This window comes from Streptomyces sp. NPDC085524, from assembly GCF_044541755.1.
Lineage (GTDB): Bacteria > Actinomycetota > Actinomycetes > Streptomycetales > Streptomycetaceae > Streptomyces.
The window spans coordinates 33,477-52,266 of sequence record NZ_JBITTH010000045.1; the positions used below are offsets into that span (position 1 = coordinate 33,477).

17 protein-coding genes are annotated in these 18,790 nt (G+C 68.7%); 4 read left to right on the forward strand and 13 right to left on the reverse strand.

Annotated elements, in window-relative coordinates; all coding sequences use genetic code 11:
• Window positions 1–23 precede the first annotated feature (23 nt).
• A complete protein-coding gene (locus ACIGFK_RS40625; protein ID WP_400055882.1) occupies window positions 24–1,271 on the reverse strand; it encodes an MFS transporter in 1,248 nt (415 codons plus the stop codon).
• Between the two features lie 136 nt (window positions 1,272–1,407).
• Here ACIGFK_RS40625 and ACIGFK_RS40630 point away from each other — a divergent pair, with 136 nt between their 5' ends.
• Window positions 1,408–2,412, forward strand: a complete 1,005-nt coding sequence (locus ACIGFK_RS40630) for a LacI family DNA-binding transcriptional regulator (protein WP_376657816.1) — start codon at window positions 1,408–1,410, stop codon at window positions 2,410–2,412.
• A gap of 57 nt (window positions 2,413–2,469) precedes the next feature.
• Here ACIGFK_RS40630 and prcA read toward each other — a convergent pair whose 3' ends face one another.
• From prcA to arc, 6 genes are all read right to left on the reverse strand, one after another.
• Window positions 2,470–3,234 carry a proteasome subunit alpha gene (gene prcA, locus ACIGFK_RS40635; protein ID WP_376657817.1) on the reverse strand — a complete coding sequence of 255 codons (765 nt, stop codon included), beginning with the start codon at window positions 3,232–3,234 and terminating at the stop codon, window positions 2,470–2,472.
• A gap of 46 nt (window positions 3,235–3,280) precedes the next feature.
• The gene (gene prcB / locus ACIGFK_RS40640) at window positions 3,281–4,120 is read right to left on the reverse strand and encodes a proteasome subunit beta (RefSeq protein ID WP_376657818.1); all 840 of its coding nucleotides are present in this window, start codon (window positions 4,118–4,120) and stop codon (window positions 3,281–3,283) included.
• The gene (locus tag ACIGFK_RS40645; protein WP_376657819.1) at window positions 4,072–4,671 is read right to left on the reverse strand and encodes an endonuclease VII domain-containing protein; all 600 of its coding nucleotides are present in this window, start codon (window positions 4,669–4,671) and stop codon (window positions 4,072–4,074) included. Before ACIGFK_RS40645 ends, prcB begins: the two co-directional genes overlap by 49 nt.
• A gap of 36 nt (window positions 4,672–4,707) precedes the next feature.
• Entirely contained in the window at window positions 4,708–4,920 is a 213-nt protein-coding gene (locus tag ACIGFK_RS40650) for a ubiquitin-like protein Pup (RefSeq protein WP_030294332.1), read from the reverse strand.
• Between the two features lie 184 nt (window positions 4,921–5,104).
• The gene (dop, locus tag ACIGFK_RS40655; RefSeq protein WP_376657820.1) at window positions 5,105–6,616 is read right to left on the reverse strand and encodes a depupylase/deamidase Dop; all 1,512 of its coding nucleotides are present in this window, start codon (window positions 6,614–6,616) and stop codon (window positions 5,105–5,107) included.
• 267 nt (window positions 6,617–6,883) lie between these two features.
• A complete protein-coding gene (gene arc, locus ACIGFK_RS40660; protein WP_376661335.1) occupies window positions 6,884–8,650 on the reverse strand; it encodes a proteasome ATPase in 1,767 nt (588 codons plus the stop codon).
• A 264-nt stretch (window positions 8,651–8,914) separates the two neighbouring features.
• On the opposite strand from arc, the gene ACIGFK_RS40665 reads away from it, so the two are divergent.
• Window positions 8,915–9,235, forward strand: a complete 321-nt coding sequence (locus ACIGFK_RS40665; protein ID WP_376661336.1) for a ferredoxin — start codon at window positions 8,915–8,917, stop codon at window positions 9,233–9,235.
• A 4-nt stretch (window positions 9,236–9,239) separates the two neighbouring features.
• Here ACIGFK_RS40665 and ACIGFK_RS40670 read toward each other — a convergent pair whose 3' ends face one another.
• The 3 genes from ACIGFK_RS40670 to ACIGFK_RS40680 all read right to left on the reverse strand — a co-directional run bounded on the left by ACIGFK_RS40670 (window position 9,240) and on the right by ACIGFK_RS40680 (window position 12,135).
• Window positions 9,240–9,827, reverse strand: a complete 588-nt coding sequence (locus ACIGFK_RS40670) for a hypothetical protein (RefSeq protein ID WP_376661337.1) — start codon at window positions 9,825–9,827, stop codon at window positions 9,240–9,242.
• Window positions 9,828–10,014: 187 nt separating this feature from the next.
• Window positions 10,015–10,911 (reverse strand): tRNA (adenine-N1)-methyltransferase, encoded by an 897-nt coding sequence (locus ACIGFK_RS40675; protein WP_042814566.1) that lies wholly within the window; start codon window positions 10,909–10,911, stop codon window positions 10,015–10,017.
• A gap of 18 nt (window positions 10,912–10,929) precedes the next feature.
• Window positions 10,930–12,135: a site-2 protease family protein gene (locus ACIGFK_RS40680; RefSeq protein WP_376661338.1), complete on the reverse strand. Its 1,206-nt coding sequence runs from the start codon at window positions 12,133–12,135 to the stop codon at window positions 10,930–10,932.
• A gap of 290 nt (window positions 12,136–12,425) precedes the next feature.
• Here ACIGFK_RS40680 and ACIGFK_RS40685 point away from each other — a divergent pair, with 290 nt between their 5' ends.
• Together ACIGFK_RS40685 and ACIGFK_RS40690 are read left to right on the forward strand one after the other, a co-directional pair.
• Window positions 12,426–13,289: a RecB family exonuclease gene (locus tag ACIGFK_RS40685; RefSeq protein ID WP_376661343.1), complete on the forward strand. Its 864-nt coding sequence runs from the start codon at window positions 12,426–12,428 to the stop codon at window positions 13,287–13,289.
• 61 nt (window positions 13,290–13,350) lie between these two features.
• The gene (locus ACIGFK_RS40690) at window positions 13,351–14,031 is read left to right on the forward strand and encodes a response regulator (protein WP_376661339.1); all 681 of its coding nucleotides are present in this window, start codon (window positions 13,351–13,353) and stop codon (window positions 14,029–14,031) included.
• Window positions 14,032–14,115: 84 nt separating this feature from the next.
• On the opposite strand, the gene ACIGFK_RS40695 is transcribed toward ACIGFK_RS40690, so the two are convergent.
• The 3 genes from ACIGFK_RS40695 to ACIGFK_RS40705 all read right to left on the reverse strand — a co-directional run bounded on the left by ACIGFK_RS40695 (window position 14,116) and on the right by ACIGFK_RS40705 (window position 18,566).
• On the reverse strand, window positions 14,116–15,696 hold the full coding sequence (locus tag ACIGFK_RS40695; protein ID WP_376661340.1) for an ABC transporter substrate-binding protein: 1,581 nt from the start codon (window positions 15,694–15,696) through the stop codon (window positions 14,116–14,118).
• 72 nt (window positions 15,697–15,768) lie between these two features.
• Window positions 15,769–17,373 carry an ABC transporter substrate-binding protein gene (locus tag ACIGFK_RS40700; protein ID WP_376661341.1) on the reverse strand — a complete coding sequence of 535 codons (1,605 nt, stop codon included), beginning with the start codon at window positions 17,371–17,373 and terminating at the stop codon, window positions 15,769–15,771.
• Between the two features lie 491 nt (window positions 17,374–17,864).
• A complete protein-coding gene (locus ACIGFK_RS40705; protein WP_376661342.1) occupies window positions 17,865–18,566 on the reverse strand; it encodes an HAD family hydrolase in 702 nt (233 codons plus the stop codon).
• Window positions 18,567–18,790 lie beyond the last annotated feature (224 nt).

The following is an 18,790-nucleotide window of genomic DNA, read 5'->3' on the forward strand; positions in this document are numbered from 1 at the left end:
CCGCCCCCGGCGAAACCCCGAGCTCAGCCCTGCCCGGCAGACGCCTCCACACCCGCCGGAGCCCCCGCCGAACCCGCCACCGCACGGCTGCGCCCGCGCGCCGCGAGCACCCGCTGAGTGGCCATCAGGACCACCAGCGCCGCCGCCCCACCCGCACTCGCCACACCGAAGCCCGCAGCCGTACCACCCAGTTCCACCGCCGGACCCGCAACCGCCGTACCGATCGCCGCACCCACCCCGAAGAACGTCACCAGCCACGAGAACGCCTCCGTGACCGTCCCCACCGGAGCATGCCGGTCCACCACGATGAACGCACACGCGATCGCCGGAGCCAGGAACACCCCCGCAAGCGCCGTCAACGCCGTCATCGCCACCGCACCCGGCACCAGCATCAACGGCAGATAACACACCGCCAGCAACGCCACCAGCACCCGCAGCCGCCGCTCCGGCGCACCCGCCCACTGCCGCGCCCCGTACGCCACACCGCCCACCAACGCACCCAGACCCAGCGCCGCCATCAGCCAGCCGTACACCACCTGCCCACCGTGACCGTCCGCATACGCCACCCCCGCCACCGTGATCGAACCCAGCGCCGACCCCACGAAGAAGAACGCACCCAGCAGCGCCAGCAGACCCCGCGAACGCAGCGCCCCCAGCCAGTGCGCCTCACGCGGCTCCGAACGCCACGCCCTCGACGGCTCCGACACCACCACCGACAACGCACCCAGCACCCCGATCGCATTGAGCGCCAGCAGCGCCCCGGCCGGAGACCACAGCGCCACGAACAGCGTCACCAGCAGCGGACCGACCGTGAACATGACCTCCTGGGCCACCGCATCCATCGCGTACGCCTGGTGCACCCGCTCCTCACGGCCGCCCAGCACACCCGGCCACAGCGCCCGCAGCCCGCCCTCCAGCGGCGGCGTGAACAGCCCCGCGACCACCACGGCCGCGTACGCCGCCACCGCCGACCCGGTGCCCGCCAGCGCGAGCCACACCATGCCGAGCGCCGAGACGAGCGCCGCCGGCAGCTGCACCCGCGGCTGCCCGTACAGGTCCACCGCACGCCCCAGCAGGGGCTGGCCCACCGCGTTCGCCACCCCGTACACGGCCGCCAGCGCGCCCGCCAGGCTGTAGCTGCCGCCCTCGGCCCGGGTGAACAGCACGATCGCGATCGGCGCCGTCGCGTTCGGCAGCCGCCCCACCAGCGTGCCCACCAGCAGCCTCGCGGCATGCCGGGTCCTGAGCAGCTCCGCGTATCCCGCGGCCATGTCCGCCCCCTTCTGCCCGGACCCACGCCGGGGTAATACGTATAACGTGACGGGTCATACGTACCATGGCCCCAGCCCACCGGTCCACCCACCGGAACCGCAGACCCGTTCTGACCACGCACTTCAGGAGCCCCCTGTGACGAGACCCACCAGCCGGGACGTCGCCACCGCCGCCGGGGTCTCCCAGGCCACCGTCTCCCTCGTCCTCGGCGACAAATGGCGCGGCCGCGTCTCCGAACGCACCGCCGGCCTCGTCCGCGAAGCCGCCACCACCCTCGGCTACCGCCCCAACCTCGCCGCCCGCAACCTCCGCCTCGGCACCACCCGCACCGCCCTCCTCGTCGTCCCCGCCCTCACCAACGAATTCTTCGCCCGCGTCTACACCGGCGCCGCCCGCATCGCCGCCGAACACGGCTTCGGCGTCGTCCTCTACCCCTCCCCCGACGGCACCGGCCCCGCCCGCGACCCCTTCGCCTCCGCCCGCGCCGCCCTGGACGGAGTCATCGCCTCCTCCATGGCCGCCGACGCCCTCCACGCCATCGGAGGCACCGACCTCCCCCTCGTCATGCTCGACAGCGACCCCGACACCGGCCACGCCTCCGCCCACATCAACCTCGCCATGGCCGACGGCATGCGCCAGGTCACCGAACACCTCCTCGACCTCGGCCACCGCCGCTTCCTCCACCTCGCCTCCGCCATCGACAGCTGGACCTTCGACGTCCGCGCCAAGGCCCTCGCCACCCACCTCGGCCCCCACCACACCGAACTGCGCACCGTACGCGCCCCCCTCAGCGTCGACGGCGCCCGCACCGCCATGGAAGCGGCCCTCGCCACCCCCGGCCCCGACCGCCCCACCGCCGTCATCTGCGACGACGACATCCTCGCCGCCGGCGCCTGCAAGGCCGCCCGCCGCCTCGGCCTGCGCGTCCCCGAAGACCTCTCCGTCACCGGCTTCGACGACCTCGCCCTCGCCACCGCCGTCGAACCCGAACTCACCACCGTCCACCTCCCCGCCGAACGCATCGGCGAACAGGGCATGACCGCCCTCCTCGCCGTCCTCGAAGGCACCCCCTGGACCGCCCCCGACCTCCCCGTGAACCTCGTCGTACGCGACTCCTCGGGCCCGGCTCCCACCCCCTGAACACACGAAAGCCCCGGCCCGCCGAAACGGCGAACCGGGGCCCCGCACCTCACACTCCTACTCGGCGTCGTCCTCCGGCGCCTCGTCGTTCGACACGGCGTCCGCCTGGGCCGCCGCCGGAACCTCCGCCTCCAGCAGCCGCGCCAGCTGCCGGCCACGGATCCGCTTGAACTTCCGCTGCTGCGACCGCGTACGGTCCAGCACCGCAACCTCCAGCCGCTCCGCCGGAATCGCCTTGTCCGCACTGTTGGCCTGGCTGGACAGCGCCTGCACCGCCAGCTTCAGCGCCTCGGACAGGGTCATCCCGTCCTGGTGACGCTGATCGAGGTAGGTGCTGATCTGCTCGGCATTGCCACCGACCGCGACCGAACCGTGCTCGTCCACGATCGACCCGTCATGCGGAAGCCGGTAGATCTGGTCCCCCGCAGCGGTGGCCCCCACCTCGGCGACGACCAGCTCCACCTCGTACGGCTTCTCCCCTGCACTGGAGAAGATCGTGCCGAGCGTCTGCGCGTACACGTTCGCCAGCCCACGGGCCGTCACATCGTCACGGTCGTAGGTGTATCCACGCAGATCCGCGTACCGCACACCGCCGATCCGCAGGTTCTCGTACTCGTTGTACTTGCCGGCGGCCGCGAAGCCGATCCGGTCGTAGATCTCGCTGAACTTGTGCAGCGCACGGGACGGGTTCTCGCCGACGAACACGATGCCGTCGGCGTACTGCAGCACGACAAGGCTGCGACCGCGGGCGATGCCCTTCCGGGCGTATTCCGCCCGGTCGGCCATGGCCTGCTGGGGTGACACATAGAACGGAGTCGACACCGGCTGTCCGTCCCTTTCTTCTGGGCTCCTACGGGGCGACGGATGGTCAGAGCAGGGCGGCGCGCGGGCCGTCGGGCTGCTCCAGCCGACGGTTGGTGACCGTACGGGCCAGCTCCTGCGACTGGTCGTCGGTCAGCCTGCGGAATCCCTCGTCCGTGATGACGGTGACGATCGGATAGATGTGGCGGTACAGGTCGGGCCCACCGGTCGCCGAGTCGTCGTCGGCGGCGTCGTACAGCGCCTGCACGACCAGCGTGGTGGCCTGCTCCTCCGTCAGATCCGGGCGGTAGAGCTTCTTCATCGAACCGCGGGCGAAGATCGAGCCCGAACCGGTGGCGGCGTAACCGTGCTCCTCGGAGCGGCCGCCGGTCACGTCGTAGGAGAAGATCCGGCCCTTCTCCTTGGCCTCGTCGAAGCCGGCGAAGAGCGGCACGACGGCCAGTCCCTGCATCGCCATGCCCAGATTGCTCCGGATCATGGTCGAGAGCCGGTTCGCCTTGCCTTCGAGGGAAAGGGTCGTCCCCTCCACCTTCTCGAAGTGCTCCAGCTCCAGCTGGAACAGCTTCACCATCTCCACGGCCAGGCCGGCCGTACCGGCGATGCCGACCGCGGAGTACTCGTCGGCCGGGAACACCTTCTCGATGTCCCGCTGCGCGATCATGTTCCCCATGGTCGCCCGCCGGTCACCGGCGAGCACGACGCCTCCGGGGAAGGTGGCCGCGACGATGGTCGTCCCGTGCGGCGCCTCGACGACGCCTTCCGGCAGCTTGCGGTTGCCGGGCAGCATCTCGGGCGAGTGCGCACCCAGGAAGTCCATGAAGGACGACGACCCCGGCGTCAGGAAGGCTGCCGGTAGACGCCCTGTGCTACGAGTGTTGGGTTCCACAGGTTTCCTTCCACGTAAGCGGCTGCACGCCGTATGACGTCCGGCCGATCCTTGAACTGCCCCAGCGCTGCGTTACAGCTGAAGCACAGTACGCCTCGGACCTTACCCGTCTGATGATCGTGATCAACGTGCTCGGCAAGAGCCGTCTCGCAGATCACGCAGACCCCGGCCTGAGCCGCGATCATCTCGTCGCGCTGAGACTCGGTGATGCCGTACGAACGCTTCAAGTGACCAGCCCGGCCCTGGATGGCCCGGCACGCCTTGCACCGAGTGGACAAGCCATCGGACGCCGAGGCGTTCTTGTGCCACTCGCTGTGCGGCTTGACCTCACCGCACTGCCGACAGAGTTTGTGGCCCGACGGGACATCCACTCTCTCCTTGACGACCTTGCCCTGCGCCGCTTGACGACGCCGGTAGTGCGCGGCGCTGTACTCCGCCACACACTCCCGACACCTCGGCTGAAGGCCGTCGCCGCGATTCCGATCCAGGGCGAACCCGCTCAGTGGGACGTCGCGACTACAACCGCGACACCACTTCGTTCCATTGGACATGGAGCCATGCTTGCGAGTTCACCTTGGATTCGAAGGCTATTCGCCGCCTTTTTGTACGAAACTCCGAACGAAGTCCTCGGCATTTTCCTCGAGTACATCGTCAATCTCGTCAAGTACGGAGTCGACGTCATCGGAGAGCTTCTCCTGCCGCTCCTTGAGATCGGTCGATTCCTCGACCGCAGCCTCCTCGACCTCCTCGGTCGAGCGCTGCGCCTTCTGCTGTCCGCCGCCGGTGTCCTTGGTCGCCATGTCTACCTCACCCCGCTCGGTTCGCACGCTCACGTCGAGAGACCCCGGGATTCGGGATCTCTCAAGATCAGACCCTACGCCGGACCCTACAAGGAGGGTCCGACATTCGTCCCCGCACTTTCATAACGTCCGGCTGATTTCATGATTCCCGGACCGGGGCCCTTTCAGGCCCCGAAGGCACCACTCACTGACCGGAAAGCACCCGCACCAGGTCCTCCGCCGTGCGGCAGCGGTCCAGGAGCTCCTTGACGTGGTTCCGGGTCCCCCGCAGGGGTTCCAGGGTCGGGACGCGCTGGAGCGAGTCCCGGCCCGGGAGGTCGAAGATCACCGAGTCCCAGGAGGCCGCGGCCACGTCGTCCGCGTACTGCTCCAGGCAGCGGCCGCGGAAGTAGGCCCGGGTGTCCTCCGGGGGCTTGCTCTGGGCCCGCTCCACGGCTGGCTCGTCCACCAGCCGCTTCATCTTGCCGCGGGCCACCAGGCGGTTGTACAGGCCCTTCTCCGGCCGTACGTCCGAGTACTGCAGGTCCACCAGGTGCAGCCGGGCCGCGTCCCAGCCCAGGCCGTCGCGGCGCCGGTAGCCCTCGAGGATCTCCCGCTTGGCGATCCAGTCCAGCTCCCCCGACAGGCTCATCGGGTCGGTCTCCAGCCGCCCCAGGACGTCCTCCCAGCGGGCCAGGACGTCCTTGGTCTGCTCGTCCGCGTCGGACCCGTACCGCTCGTCCACGTACTTCCTGGCGAGCTCGAAGTACTCCATCTGGAGTTGCACCGCGGTCAGTGTCCGGCCGCTGCGCAGCGTGATCAGGTGCTGGAGGTCCGGGTCGTGGGAAACCTGGTGCAGGGTGCGTACGGGCTGGTCGACGGCGAGGTCGACGTTGATGAACCCGTCCTCGATCATCCCGAGGACCAGCGAGGTCGTGCCCAGCTTGAGGTAGGTGGAGATCTCGGAGAGATTGGCGTCTCCGATGATCACGTGGAGCCGGCGGTACTTCTCGGCGTCCGAGTGCGGCTCGTCGCGGGTGTTGATGATGGGCCGCTTGAGGGTGGTCTCGAGGCCGACCTCGACCTCGAAGTAGTCCGCTCGCTGGCTGATCTGGAAGCCGTGCTCGCGGCCGTCCTGGCCGATGCCCACCCGCCCGGCCCCGGTGACGACCTGGCGCGAGACGAAGAAGGGGGTCAGGTGGCGCACGATCTCCGAGAAGGGGGTTTCCCGCTTCATCAGGTAGTTCTCGTGCGTGCCGTAGGAGGCGCCCTTGTTGTCGGTGTTGTTCTTGTAGAGGTGGATCGGCTGGGCGCCGGGCAGCTGGGCGGCCCGTACGGCGGCCTCGGCCATGATCCGCTCGCCGGCCTTGTCCCAGAGGACGGCGTCGAGCGGGTTGGTGATCTCCGGGGAGCTGTATTCGGGGTGGGCGTGGTCCACGTAGAGCCGTGCGCCGTTGGTGAGGATGACGTTGGCGAGGCCGATGTCCTCGTCGGTGAGCTGGCTGTTGTCCGCGGCCTCGCGGGCGAGGTCGAAGCCCCGGGCGTCCCGCAGCGGATTCTCCTCCTCGAAGTCCCAGCGGGCGCGGCGCGCCCTGTGCATCGCCGCCGCGTACGCGTTGACGATCTGGGACGAGGTGAGCATGGCATTGGCGTTCGGGTGGCCCGGGACGGAGATCCCGTACTCCGTCTCGATCCCCATTACTCGCCGTACGGTCATGCGGCCCTCCTTGCCCGGCGGCGCCCCTCGTCGGGAGCGGCGCTCAAGTACCGCTGGTGCTCCGGTGCGCGTGCCTGTGCCTGTTCCTGTGCGGTGCCCGTCCCCGCAGTGCGCGTCCGGCGGCGGTAAGGAAGAGCGTAGAACCACTTCGCGCTCGTGGGGAGATCATTTCCGTCATTGAATTGGCCTCGTCACCGGCTGAAAATCGGCCGGTAAAGCAGTCGGCTGCGGATGCCCGGGGAGGGCATCCGCAGCCGCTCCGCTCGGTCAGAGGTACTGACCGGTGTTTGCCACCGTGTCGATGGAGCGTCCGGTGTCCGCGCCTTGCTTTCCGGTGACGAGGGTGCGGATGAATACGATCCGCTCGCCCTTCTTTCCGGAGATTCGGGCCCAGTCGTCCGGGTTGGTGGTGTTGGGCAGGTCCTCGTTCTCCTTGAACTCGTCCACGCATGCCTGGAGGAGGTGGGAGACGCGGAGGCCCTTCTGGTTGTGTTCGAGGAAGGCCTTGATGGCCATCTTCTTGGCCCGGTCCACGATGTTCTGGATCATGGCGCCGGAGTTGAAGTCCTTGAAGTAGAGGACTTCCTTGTCGCCGTTGGCGTACGTGACCTCGAGGAAGCGGTTCTCCTCGGATTCGGCGTACATCTGCTCGACGACGGTCTGGATCATGCTGTGGACGGTGCCGGCCGGCGAGTCCTGGTGTTCGGACAGGTCGTCCGTGTGCAGGGGCAGCGAGGCCTTGAGGTACTTGGCGAAGATGTCCTTCGCGGCTTCTGCGTCCGGGCGCTCGATCTTGATCTTCACGTCGAGGCGTCCGGGCCGCAGGATGGCCGGGTCGATCATGTCTTCGCGGTTGGAGGCGCCGATGACGATGACGTTCTCCAGGCCTTCCACGCCGTCGATCTCGGCGAGCAGCTGGGGGACGATGGTGTTCTCCACGTCCGAGCTGACTCCGGATCCGCGGGTGCGGAAGAGGGATTCCATCTCGTCGAAGAAGACGATGACGGGGGTGCCCTCGCTGGCCTTCTCGCGGGCACGCTGGAAGACGAGGCGGATGTGCCGCTCGGTCTCGCCGACGTACTTGTTGAGGAGTTCGGGTCCCTTGATGTTCAGGAAGTAGGACTTTCCTGCTGCCTGTCCGGTCACCTCGGCGACCTTCTTGGCAAGGGAGTTGGCGACGGCCTTGGCGATGAGCGTCTTGCCGCAGCCGGGCGGGCCGTAGAGCAGGATGCCCTTCGGGGGCCGCAGTTCGTGTTCCTTGAAGAGGTCGGGGTAGAGGTACGGGAGCTCAACGGCGTCGCGGATCAGCTCGATCTGGTCGCCCAGGCCGCCGATCTTGTCGTAGTCGATGTCGGGGACCTCTTCGAGGACGAGGTCTTCGACCTCGCTCTTGGGGACCACTTCGTAGACGTAGCCGGAGCGGGGTTCGAGCAGCAGGGCGTCGCCGGGGCGGATGGTGATGTCCAGGAGCGGCTCGGCGAGCCTCACCACCCTTTCCTCGTCGGTGTGCCCGACCACCAGGGCGCGCTCGCCGTCCTCGAGGATTTCCTTGAGGGTGACGATGTCCCCGGCCCGCTCGAATTCCATGGCCTCGACCACGTTGAGCGCTTCGTTGAGCATGACCTCCTGGCCGCGCCGGAGGTCTTCCGGGTCGACGCTGGGGCTGACGTTCACGCGGAGCTTTCGGCCTCCGGTGAAGATGTCGACGGTGCCGTCCTCGTTGGCTTGCAGGAAGACACCGAAGCCGGCCGGCGGCTGTGCGAGCCGGTCGACTTCCTCCTTGAGGGCCACGATCTGGTCTCGGGCCTCACGGAGGGTATTCGCGAGTCGTTCGTTCTGTGCGGAGACGCCGGCCAGATTTGTCTGAAGCTCGACGATCCGCTCTTCGAGAATCCTCGTGTGTCGCGGAGAGTCGGCGAGCTTGCGGCGCAGGACGGCGATTTCCTGCTCGAGATAGGCAACCTGGCCGGCGGGGTCCTCAGACCCTCGCCCGGGCCGGATGCCGCGGTTGATGTCGTCGTCGTGGGCTGCCACGGTCCTCACCTCCTCCAAGGGGAGCTGGACGCTTCCTGACCCTACCTGGGCTGGTGGTGATTGAAACCCCTAGATCACAAAGACGGTAGAGGCGTGTCCGATCTTCACCCTTGCGTACTCCCTCACGCCAAGGAAATACCCACCCATCAACATCTGAAAGCGGCCGGTTGTAAGGTCGAACTGTTCAACACCCGTCAGGGCCCGCGCGACTTGCCGCGAGTTGTGACCGGGATGGATCACTCAGGGCAGGGAACGGCAGGAGATATGAGCGTGCAGCAGGAGGCTCCGGCGGGCGTCGCGGGCGGGTCCGGCGAGGCTCTCGAGGTCTGGATCGACCAGGACCTCTGCACCGGGGACGGCATCTGCGTGCAGTACGCGCCGGAGGTGTTCGAGCTGGACATCGATGGTCTGGCGTATGTGAAGGGTGCGGACGACGAGCTGCTGCAGGAGGCGGGGGCAACGACTCCGGTTCCGCTGGTGCTGTTGCAGGACGTGGTGGATTCGGCGAAGGAATGTCCGGGTGACTGCATCCACGTGAGGCGTGTTTCGGACCGGGTGGAAGTGTTCGGTCCGGACGCGGAGTGAGGCTTCAAACACTCCTGGCGGCCGAGTCCGTCAGCTCCTGGCGGAATTTTCCGTCGCTCCAGCGCCACTTGGCGCGCTGTTTGAGGTCGGGGCTGTAGCGGGGGACGTCGGGTGAGGAGTACCCGAGGAGGCTCGCCGTGACGGTGCCGTCGCGCACGGTGAGGTCGGTGGCGGTCTTGCGCTGGCCGGCTTCGAGCAGGGTGGCGACGACGCGGGGGCGGGCTCCTGCGGTGCGGTCCTGGACGAGTACGTAGATGGCGTGGGGCGGGGTGCCGGATCCGGCGTCGCAGCGGACTGCGGCGACGGTTTCGGGGCGGCCGTCGCCGTCGAGGTCGCCCTGGGCGGTGGCGGTGACGGCCTGCGGGGCGCCCTTGCAGTCGAGGGGGTAGGTGATCCCTGCCGGGTCGGGGGCGGCTGCCTGGGGGCCTTCGGCGGCCCGGGCGGTGGTTCCGGCGGCGGCCGGTTGGAGAAGTCCCGCGCCGGCTATGACGGCGGCCATGGCGGATGCGGTGGCGATCCAGTGGACGGGCCTGGTGCGGGTGTGTCCCAGGGTGTCCAATGTCGGCGTCAGCTCGGCGGGGCTGTGCAGCACGCTGGGTGTCTCCTGTGCGAGGGGTGACGGGGAGCCAGCATCGTGCCATACCTCACACGATGGTGGAACGTCCGGGTCCGGCTCCGGCCGTGGCGTTCGATGCGACAACGAAAAGGCGCTGTGCCGCAGTTCCCGGGGTTTGCGGGGAACTGCGGCACAGCGCCTTCGTGTTGGGTGTGCGGGGTGGTTACGCGGAGCGGTCGCTGCCGGGGCCTTCGTAGTCCTCGCCGTAGGCGCCCTTGGCGGGGCGGCGGCGGCGCATGGGGGGCTCGACGCCGTCGGCGAGGCGGCGGGCGGTGACGAGGAAGCCGGTGTGGCCGATCATCCGGTGGTCCGGGCGGACGGCGAGGCCTTCCACGTGCCAGTTGCGGATCATCGATTCCCAGGGCTGCGGCTCGGCGAAGCAGCCGATCTCGCGGATGGACTCGACGGTCTTGGACAGCTGGGTGGTGGTGGCCACGTAGCAGCAGAGGATGCCGCCGGGGACGAGGGCCTTCTTGACCGCTTCCAGGCACTCCCAGGGGGCGAGCATGTCGAGGATCACGCGGTCGACGTCGGTCTCGTCCAGGTTGTCCTGGAGGTCGCCCACGGTCAGCTTCCACGCCGGGTGGGGGCCGCCGAAGTAGCGCTCCACGTTGGCGGTGGCGATCTCGGCGAAGTCCGCGCGGCGCTCGTAGCTGTGGAGCATGCCCTGGTCGCCGATGGCGCGCAGCAGGAAGCTGCTCAGGGAGCCGGAGCCGACGCCTGCCTCCACGACGCGGGCGCCGGGGAAGATGTCGGCGAAGGCCAGGATCTGGCCGGCGTCCTTGGGGTAGACCACGGCGGCGCCGCGGGGCATGGACAGGACATAGTCGGGGAGCAGGGGGCGCAGCGCGAGGTAGGCGACGTTGCCGGTGGTGCGGACAACGCTGCCCTCGGGAGCGCCGATCAGCTCGTCGTGCGGGAAGGAACCCTTGTGGGTGTGGAAGTTCTTCCCTGCTTCGAGCGTGAACGTGTAGTGGCGGCCCTTGGGGTCGGTCAGCTGTACCTGGTCCCCGACCTCGAAGGGCCCGCGTCGGCGGGCGGCACCGGTCGGTTCGGACATGTGACCAGTGTATTGGCTTCAGGACTGGGGCCGTGCCATGGCTTTCACGAAGGCTTTTTCGACGTCGAGGGTGGAGAGGACGCCGTAGATCTCGCCGGTGGGTTCGAGGACGAGGTATTCGGTGGCGGGGGTGGCCCGGAGGTGGTCGAGGAGTTCTTCGCCGGTGAGGTCCGCGGAAACCTTCATGCCGTCGGTGAGGTCCTGGGCGAGGGTGCTGACGGCGACCCAGGGGCGGCGGTGTTCGGGGACGGAGGCGATGGCGGTTTCGCGGACGATGGCGGTGGGGTCTCCGTGGCCGTCGACGACGACGAGGGCGCGGGCGCCTGCTTCGTTGGCGCGGCGGAGGGCTTCGGAGAGGGGGGTGGTGTTCTCGACGGGGATGGCGCGGCGGGTGAGGGTGCGGGCGCGCAGTTCGGGGAGGTGTTCGCGCAGGCGGGCCATGCGGAGGCTGTTGCCGGCTCCGGTCCAGATGATGGCGGCGAGGATGGCGGCGAGGAGTGCGTCCATGACGGTGTTCATGCCGGCGGAGTCGACGGCACCGCCGCGTGTGCCGAGGGTGCCGGTGTGGGTGAGCAGGGGGAGGCCGAGGAGGACGGTGACGGCGAGGGCGCGGCCGATCCAGGCGGCGGCGATGGTGCCGGTCATGGGTTTGCCGGTGATGCCCCAGATGACGGCGCGGAGCATGCGACCGCCGTCGAGGGGGAGGCCGGGGAGGAGGTTGAAGGCGGCGACGAGGAGGTTGGAGATCATCAGTCCGGCGAGGAGGACGCCGGGGACGGTGGCGGGGTCGACGGCCTTCATGCCGAGGTAGAAGGTTCCGGCGAGGAGGAGGGAGAGGAGGGGGCCGACGAAGGCGAGGACGAATTCGCGGCCGGGGGTCTCGGATTCCTTCTCGATTTCGGAGACTCCGCCGAAGAACTGGAGCTGGATGCGGCGGACGGGGAGTTTGAAGCGGAGGGCGGCGACGGTGTGCGCGAGTTCGTGGACGAGGACGGAGGCGTAGAAGGCGACGGCGAAGAAGAGGGAGACGAGGTAGCGGACGGGTCCGAGCTCGGGGAGGACGCGGTCGAGCTGGTTGCCGAAGACCCAGGTGATGAGGGCGGCGACGAGGAACCAGCTGGAGGAGACGTAGACGGGTACGCCGAAGGGGCGGCCCATGAGGATTCCGCCGCCCGGTCCTGAGCGCCGGTCTGCGCGCTCGCCGGTTTCGTCGGTGTCTGCCACGGCTGTCCTTCGGTCGGTGCTGTTGTTTCCAGTGTGGTTCAGGTGTGGTTCAGATGGCGCTTTAGCCGGTGTGTAGCGGGTCGTGGTGCTCCGATCATGCAGTGCGAGGGGGTCCGGAGTCGATGGTATGGCGCGGGCTGTCGGTGGCGGGTCGTAGGGTTTTGTGCATGACGACGAGCTCGGGTGCCCCTTTCGCGGATGCCGCTGTGGATGCCGGTGCGGGTGCCGGTGCTGGGGTGGAAGCCGGTGCGGGTGACGATGGCCGCGCGCAGGCGGGTGCGGATGCCGGGATGGAAGCCGGTGCGGGTGTGGAAGCCGGTGATGGCGCGGGGGCGCCGGTCGCGGTGGCGCCTTCTTCGCTGTCTCCTTCGCGGGCGAGTGATTTCATGCGGTGTCCGCTGCTGTACCGGTTCCGGGTGATCGACAAGCTGCCGGAGAAGCCGAGCGCTGCTGCGACGCGGGGGACGCTGGTGCATGCGGTGCTGGAGCGGCTTTTCGATCATCCTGCGGCGGAGCGGACGGCTCCGGTGGCGAAGGCGTTGATTCCCGGGCAGTGGGAGCGGTTGCTGGAGTCGAAGCCCGAGCTGGCCGGTCTGTTCCCGGAGGGGGACGAGGGGGCGGGGCTGGCGCAGTGGCTGACGGAGGCCGAGGCGCTGGTGGAGCGGTGGTTCACGTTGGAGGACCCGACGCGGCTGGAGCCGGTGGAGCGGGAGTTCTTCGTGGAGACGGAGCTGGCGTCGGGGCTGCGGCTGCGCGGGATCATCGACCGGGTGGACGTGGCGCCGACGGGTGAGGTGCGGATCGTCGACTACAAGACGGGCAAGGCGCCGCGGCCGGAGTATGCCGAGGGTGCGTTGTTCCAGATGAAGTTCTATGCGCTGGTGGTGTGGCGGCTGAAGCAGGTCGTGCCGCGGCGGTTGCAGCTGGTGTACCTGGGCAGTGGTGAGGTGCTGACGTACGACCCGGTGGTGGAGGACCTGGAGCGGGTGGAGCGGAAGCTGCATGCGTTGTGGGAGGCGATCCGGGAGGCGACGGAGTCGGGGGACTGGCGGCCGCGGCCGACGAAGCTGTGCGGCTGGTGTGATCATCAGGCGGTGTGTCCGGAGTTCGGGGGTACTCCCCCGGCCTATCCTCTGACGATCGTCCCCCGTTAGGCGGTCAGGGCAGAATGGGCGGCGTCCGTCGAAGCCGCCGTGCGAATACGAGGTAGACCCCGTGGCGATCCGCGTCCTTCTGGTCGATGACCAGCCGCTGCTGCGTACCGGCTTCCGGATGATCCTGGAGGCCGAGGAGGACCTCGCGGTGGTCGGCGAGGCCGGGGACGGCCTGCAGGCGTTGGACCAGGTGCGGGCGCTGCAGCCGGACGTGGTGCTGATGGACATCCGGATGCCGCGGATGGACGGGGTGGAGGCGACCCGGCAGATCACGGGTCCGGGCCGGGACGGTCCGGCGAAGGTGCTGGTGCTGACCACGTTCGATCTGGACGAGTACGTGGTGGAGGCCCTGCGGGCGGGGGCGAGCGGGTTCCTGCTGAAGGATGCGCCGGCCAATGAGCTGGTGCAGGCGATCCGGGTGGTGGCGGGCGGCGAGGCGATGCTCGCGCCGAGCATCACGCGGCGGCTGCTGGACAAGTACGCGGGTCACCTGCCTTCGGGTGAGGAGCGCGTGCCGGACACCTTGGGCACGCTGACCGAGCGGGAGGTCGAGGTGCTGAAGCTGGTGGCCCGGGGGTTGTCGAACGCGGAGATCGCGGCGGACCTGTTCGTGAGCGAGACCACGGTGAAGACGCACGTGGGGCACGTGCTGACGAAGCTGGGGCTGCGGGACCGGGTGCAGGCGGCGGTGTACGCGTACGAGAGCGGTCTGGTGCGTCCGGGCGCGGGGCAGGGCCAGTAGGGCTCCTGCGGGTTTCGGTGTACGGCGAACGGGCCGGCGGCTGCGTGGTGCGGCTGCCGGCCCGTTCGGGTCGTGCGGTGGGGCTCAGCCCTTGCTGATCTCCCAGAAGCGGAAGACGGTCGAGGCGTCGAGGGACCACTGCAGGCCGGTCACGTTGGGGCGGGTGACGGCGTACTGCTTGCCCTGCCAGAGCGGGAGGATCGGGATCTCGTCGGCGACGATGTCCTGGAGGCGGTTGTAGTCCGTGGTGGCGGCGGTGCGGTCGGACTTCGCGGAGGTCGACGGGATGATGCTCCCGGTGATCTCCTTGTTGTCGTAGTTGTTGCCGAGGACGTTGTCGGGGCCGAAGAACGGCTGGGTGAAGTTGTCGGCGTCCGGGTAGTCGGGCACCCAGCCCTTGACGTAGACGCCGTACTTGCCCGCCTGGATGTCCTTCTCGTACTGCTCGAACTCGGCGGACTTGACGTCGGCTTCGAAGAGGCCGCTGTCGTTCAGCTGCTTGGCGATGAGCTGGAGTTCCTGGTCGGTGGAGGGGCCGTAGCGGGTGGGCGTCGAGTACAGGGTGATCTTGACCTTGTCCTTGACGTTGGCCGCGCGCAGGACGGCCTTGGCCTTCTCCAGCTGGGGGCTGCCGCCGTAGCGGTCGAAGAAGGGGGTGGTGTGCGAGGCGATGCCGGCCGGGACGATCGAGTAGAGCGAGGTCGCGGTCCCCTGGTAGACCTCCTTGACCAGGGCTTCGCGGTCGACGAGGTAGGCGATGGCCTTGCGGATGTGGATCTTTCCGGCGACCGGGTCGTTCATGTTGAAGACGAGGTGCTGGACCTCGGCGCCGGTGCCCTGGACGACCTCGACCTTCTTGTCGCCGGTGTTGGCGGAGAGGCCGGCGATGTCCTTGGCGGCGAGGCCGCGGAAGGCGAAGTCGACGTCGCCGCTTTCGAGGACCCGCTTCAGGGCGGCCTGGTCGTCGTTGTAGAACTTCATGGTGACGCCGGAGTTCCGCACCTTGGCCTTGCCGGTGTAGGACTCGTTGACGGAGAAGCTCGCGCTCTTGTCGCTGATCGAGTCCAGCTTGTAGACACCGGAGCCGATGGCCTTGCCGTCGGTGCGGATCTTGTCGGCCGGGTACTCGGCGTGGTCCACGATGGAGCCGGCGCCCGAGGCGATCTTGCTGGGGAAGGTCGCGTCGGAGCTCTTGAGATGGAAGACGACGGTCTTGTCGTCGGGGGCCTCGATGGAGCCGATCGAGGCGAGCATGACGGCGGGGCCGTTCGCGTCGTTGATCTTCAGGGTGCGCTCGAAGGAGTACTTGACGTCCTTCGCGGTGAGGCTGTGGCCGTTGCTGAACTTCAGGCCGCCGCGCAGGGTGCACTTGAAGGTCTTGCTGTCGGAGCCCTCGAACCCGCAGGTCTCCGCGGCGTCGGGCTCGGGGGCGGTGCCGCCCTTGGGGAAGCTGAGGAGGGACTGGAAGACGTTGTTGAAGAGCACCCAGGAGCCCGGGTCGTAGCCCGAGGCCGGGTCGGTGGCCTTCACCTTGTCCGATATGCCCATGACCACGCCCTTGCCGCTGCCGGCGTTGGAGCCATCGGTCGAGCCGCAACCGCTGAGCAGCGCGGCGGCGGTGGCTGCGCCGAGCGGGGCCGCCAGCCACTGGTTACGTCGATTCACGGTTACGTCCTTCTCAGTCGAACAGATTCTTCGGGCCGGCCCGCGACACCCGCTGCCGGTTGTTTGCGTGCGTCAGCCGCTTACGCCGCGGCCGAGCTCCCACAGCTGGAGGTCGGAGATGGCGTTGACCGACCACTCCACTCCGGTGATCCCGTCGCGTGCGGCGACGTACTGCTTGCCCTGCCACAGGGGCAGGACGGGTACGTCCTCGGCGACGATGTCCTGCATCTCCGTGATCGCGGGGGCGGCGACGTTGCGGTCGGCGGCGCGCCGGGATTCGGGGAGGAGGCGGGTGCGTACGGCGGCGTTGGCGTACGGGGTGCCCAGGAAGTTGTCCTGCTCCAGGAACGGGGCGAGGAAGTTGTCGGCGTCGGGGTAGTCGGGGAACCAGCCGAGTCCGTAGGCGGCGTGGTCGCCCTTCTTCTGCGCGGGGCGGAAGTCGGCCCAGTCGCTGCCCTGGACGGTGATGTCGAACAGCTGGGTGGAGTTCAGCTGGGCCCTGAGGGCTTCGAACTCGGCCGCGGTGCCGTCGCCGTAGTGGTCGTTGGTGTAGTTCAGCGTGAGCTTGACCGGGGTCTTGATCCCGGCGTCCTTCAGCAGGGTGGCGGCCTTGGCGGTGTTGGCGTCGCCGTACTTGTTGAAGAAGGAGTTGACGTGGCCGGTGACGGTGGTGGGGACCAGCGAGTAGAGGGGCTGGGCGGCCTTGCCGTAGACCTTGTCGATGAGGGCGTTGCGGTCCACGGCGGCGGCGAGGGCCTGGCGTACTGCCTTGTCCTTGACGGCCGGGGCGTCGGTGTTGAAGCCGAGGTAGCGGATCTCGAGCCCGGACAGCGGGGTGAGCTTGACGCCCTTGGGGGGCTTGGTGGAGAGCTCGGTGATCTGGGCGGGCGACAGGGTGCGGGAGATCACGTGGATCTTCCCGTCGGCGAGCGCCTTGCCCATGGCCGCGGAGTCGGCGAAGGTGCGCAGTTCGGCCTTGTCGTTCTGCAGCTTGAGGTCGCCCTTGTAGTGGGGGTTCTTCGTGAAGACGGCGCGGACGAGCTCGTTGTTCTTGACCTCGGCCTTCATCGTGTACGGGCCGGAGCCGTCCACGGCGAAGCCCTCGCGGAGCTTCTTGGCGTCGTAGTTCTTCTCGCTGACGATGCCCGCGGCGGGGGTGGAGAGCTTGAACGGGAAGGTCGCGTCCGGGGTCTTCAGGTGGAAGACGACGGTGTCGGCGGCCTTCGCCTCGACGGAGTCGATGTTGGCCAGGAGCGAGGAGGGGCCGTTCTCGTCCTTGATGGCGAGGACGCGGTCGATGGAGAACTTGACGTCCTTGGCCGTGACGGGGTCGCCGGAGGCGAACTTGAGGCCCGGGCGCAGGGTGCAGCGGTAGCTCTCGTTGCCGGTGTCGGTGAAGCGGCAGTCGGAGGCCGCTTCGGGGACGGGCTGACCGCCGGCCCGCGGGGTGTGCATCAGCGTCTGGACGGTCTGGCGCAGGACGTTCCAGGCACCGGCGTCATAGGCGTAGGCCGGGTCGAACGGGGCGGGGGCGTATTCGGCGGCCTCGAACCGGTCGGTGGTCCCGACGACGATCGCTCCGGATCCTGCTCCTCCGCCGGTCGCGGTGCCGCATGCGGCCAGCGCGGGGGTGAGCAGTCCGGCCGCGGCCGTCAGCACCATGGTCTTGCGGTTCATGCTGGAAGTACTCCCTGTTACCGGCACTTGCTCAAAGCGGTGTGAAGGGCACTTCGCGGCGGTCGCCCGTTCAGGGCGGAACGATCGGGCCGGTGTAGTGACGATCGGTCCACGCGGTCCCGGCACAGGGGTGTGTGGCCGGGGCGGCTGAGGTGCGGCGCAGTGCCCGCAATGACACTAGTGGTCCGGGACGGGATGGCTGGAACTGGCCGGACTTGGGGTGTAATCGCACCGTGACGGGAGTGAACCGGCTGTTCACGCGACGCTCTGTCCGGATTCGGTCAGGAGCTGATCAATCCGGACAGAGCGGTAGGCTCCAGGGCCCCGGGACAGGTCCGTAGGGGCCGTGACGGGTGACAAAGGTCACCCGGGTCAACTCCATCAGACAGGATGGAATTTCAGCCTCCGCCACCCTCGGCGGAAGATTCTTCCGCGGGACCTTGGACCTGGGGTCGTTTCGTTCGGTACAGAGCGTGCGGTGGCGTGTGCGCTCAGTTCATGGGGGCGATGAGGGAGCGCAGGAAGGCCAGGTCCACGTCCTCCAGCGAGCGCATGATCGTCCGGCCCGGGGCGGGATCGATGCGGCCGACGGAGGGGATCGCCACGACCCGGCAGCCGGCGGCCTCGGCGGCGGCGACGCCGGTGGCGGTGTCCTCGATGACGGCACACCGGGAGGGGTGCGCGCCCAGGGTGTTCGCGGCGAGCAGGTACGGGTCGGGGTGCGGCTTCGTACGGGCGACCTCGTCCCCGGCGACGGTCATGGTGAAGCGGTCGCGGCCCAGGGTGAGCAGGACCTGGTCGATGACGCGGCGGTGCGAGGCGGAGACGAGGGCGGTGGGCACGTTGTGCCGGGCGAGCTCGCTCAGCAGCCGCTCGGCACCGGGCATCAGGGGGACCCGGTCGGCGATGCGGGCCTCGAAGCGCTCGTTGAGCAGGACGCTCAGCTCGGCCAGGCCGATGGCGGCTCCGGTGGCCTCGATCAGGAAGGTCGCGCTGCGGGTCATGGGACCGCCGACGACCACGTCGCGCCAGGCCTCGTCGAGCCGGTGGCCGAGCTCGTGGAAGATCTCCGCTTCGATCTCCCACCAGAAGCCCTCGGTGTCGACGAGGGTGCCGTCCATGTCGAGCAGCACCGCCTGCAGGGCGTGCCCGTCGGCCGTGCGGGCGACGGGGGCGGGAACGGTGCTGGTCATTGCTACGCCTCTCTCCGGGGACGACAAGGCCGGTCACCTCGCCCCGCGGGCATACCCCTTCGGGGAACAGGTGACCGGCCTGTTTGGGACCGACCAGTGTACGCCGATCCGTGTCAGCGTGCGTTGAAATACTTCGCTTCGGGGTGGTGGATGACGATCGCGTCGGTGGACTGCTCGGGGTGGAGCTGGAACTCCTCCGAGAGGTGGACCCCGATCCGCTCCGG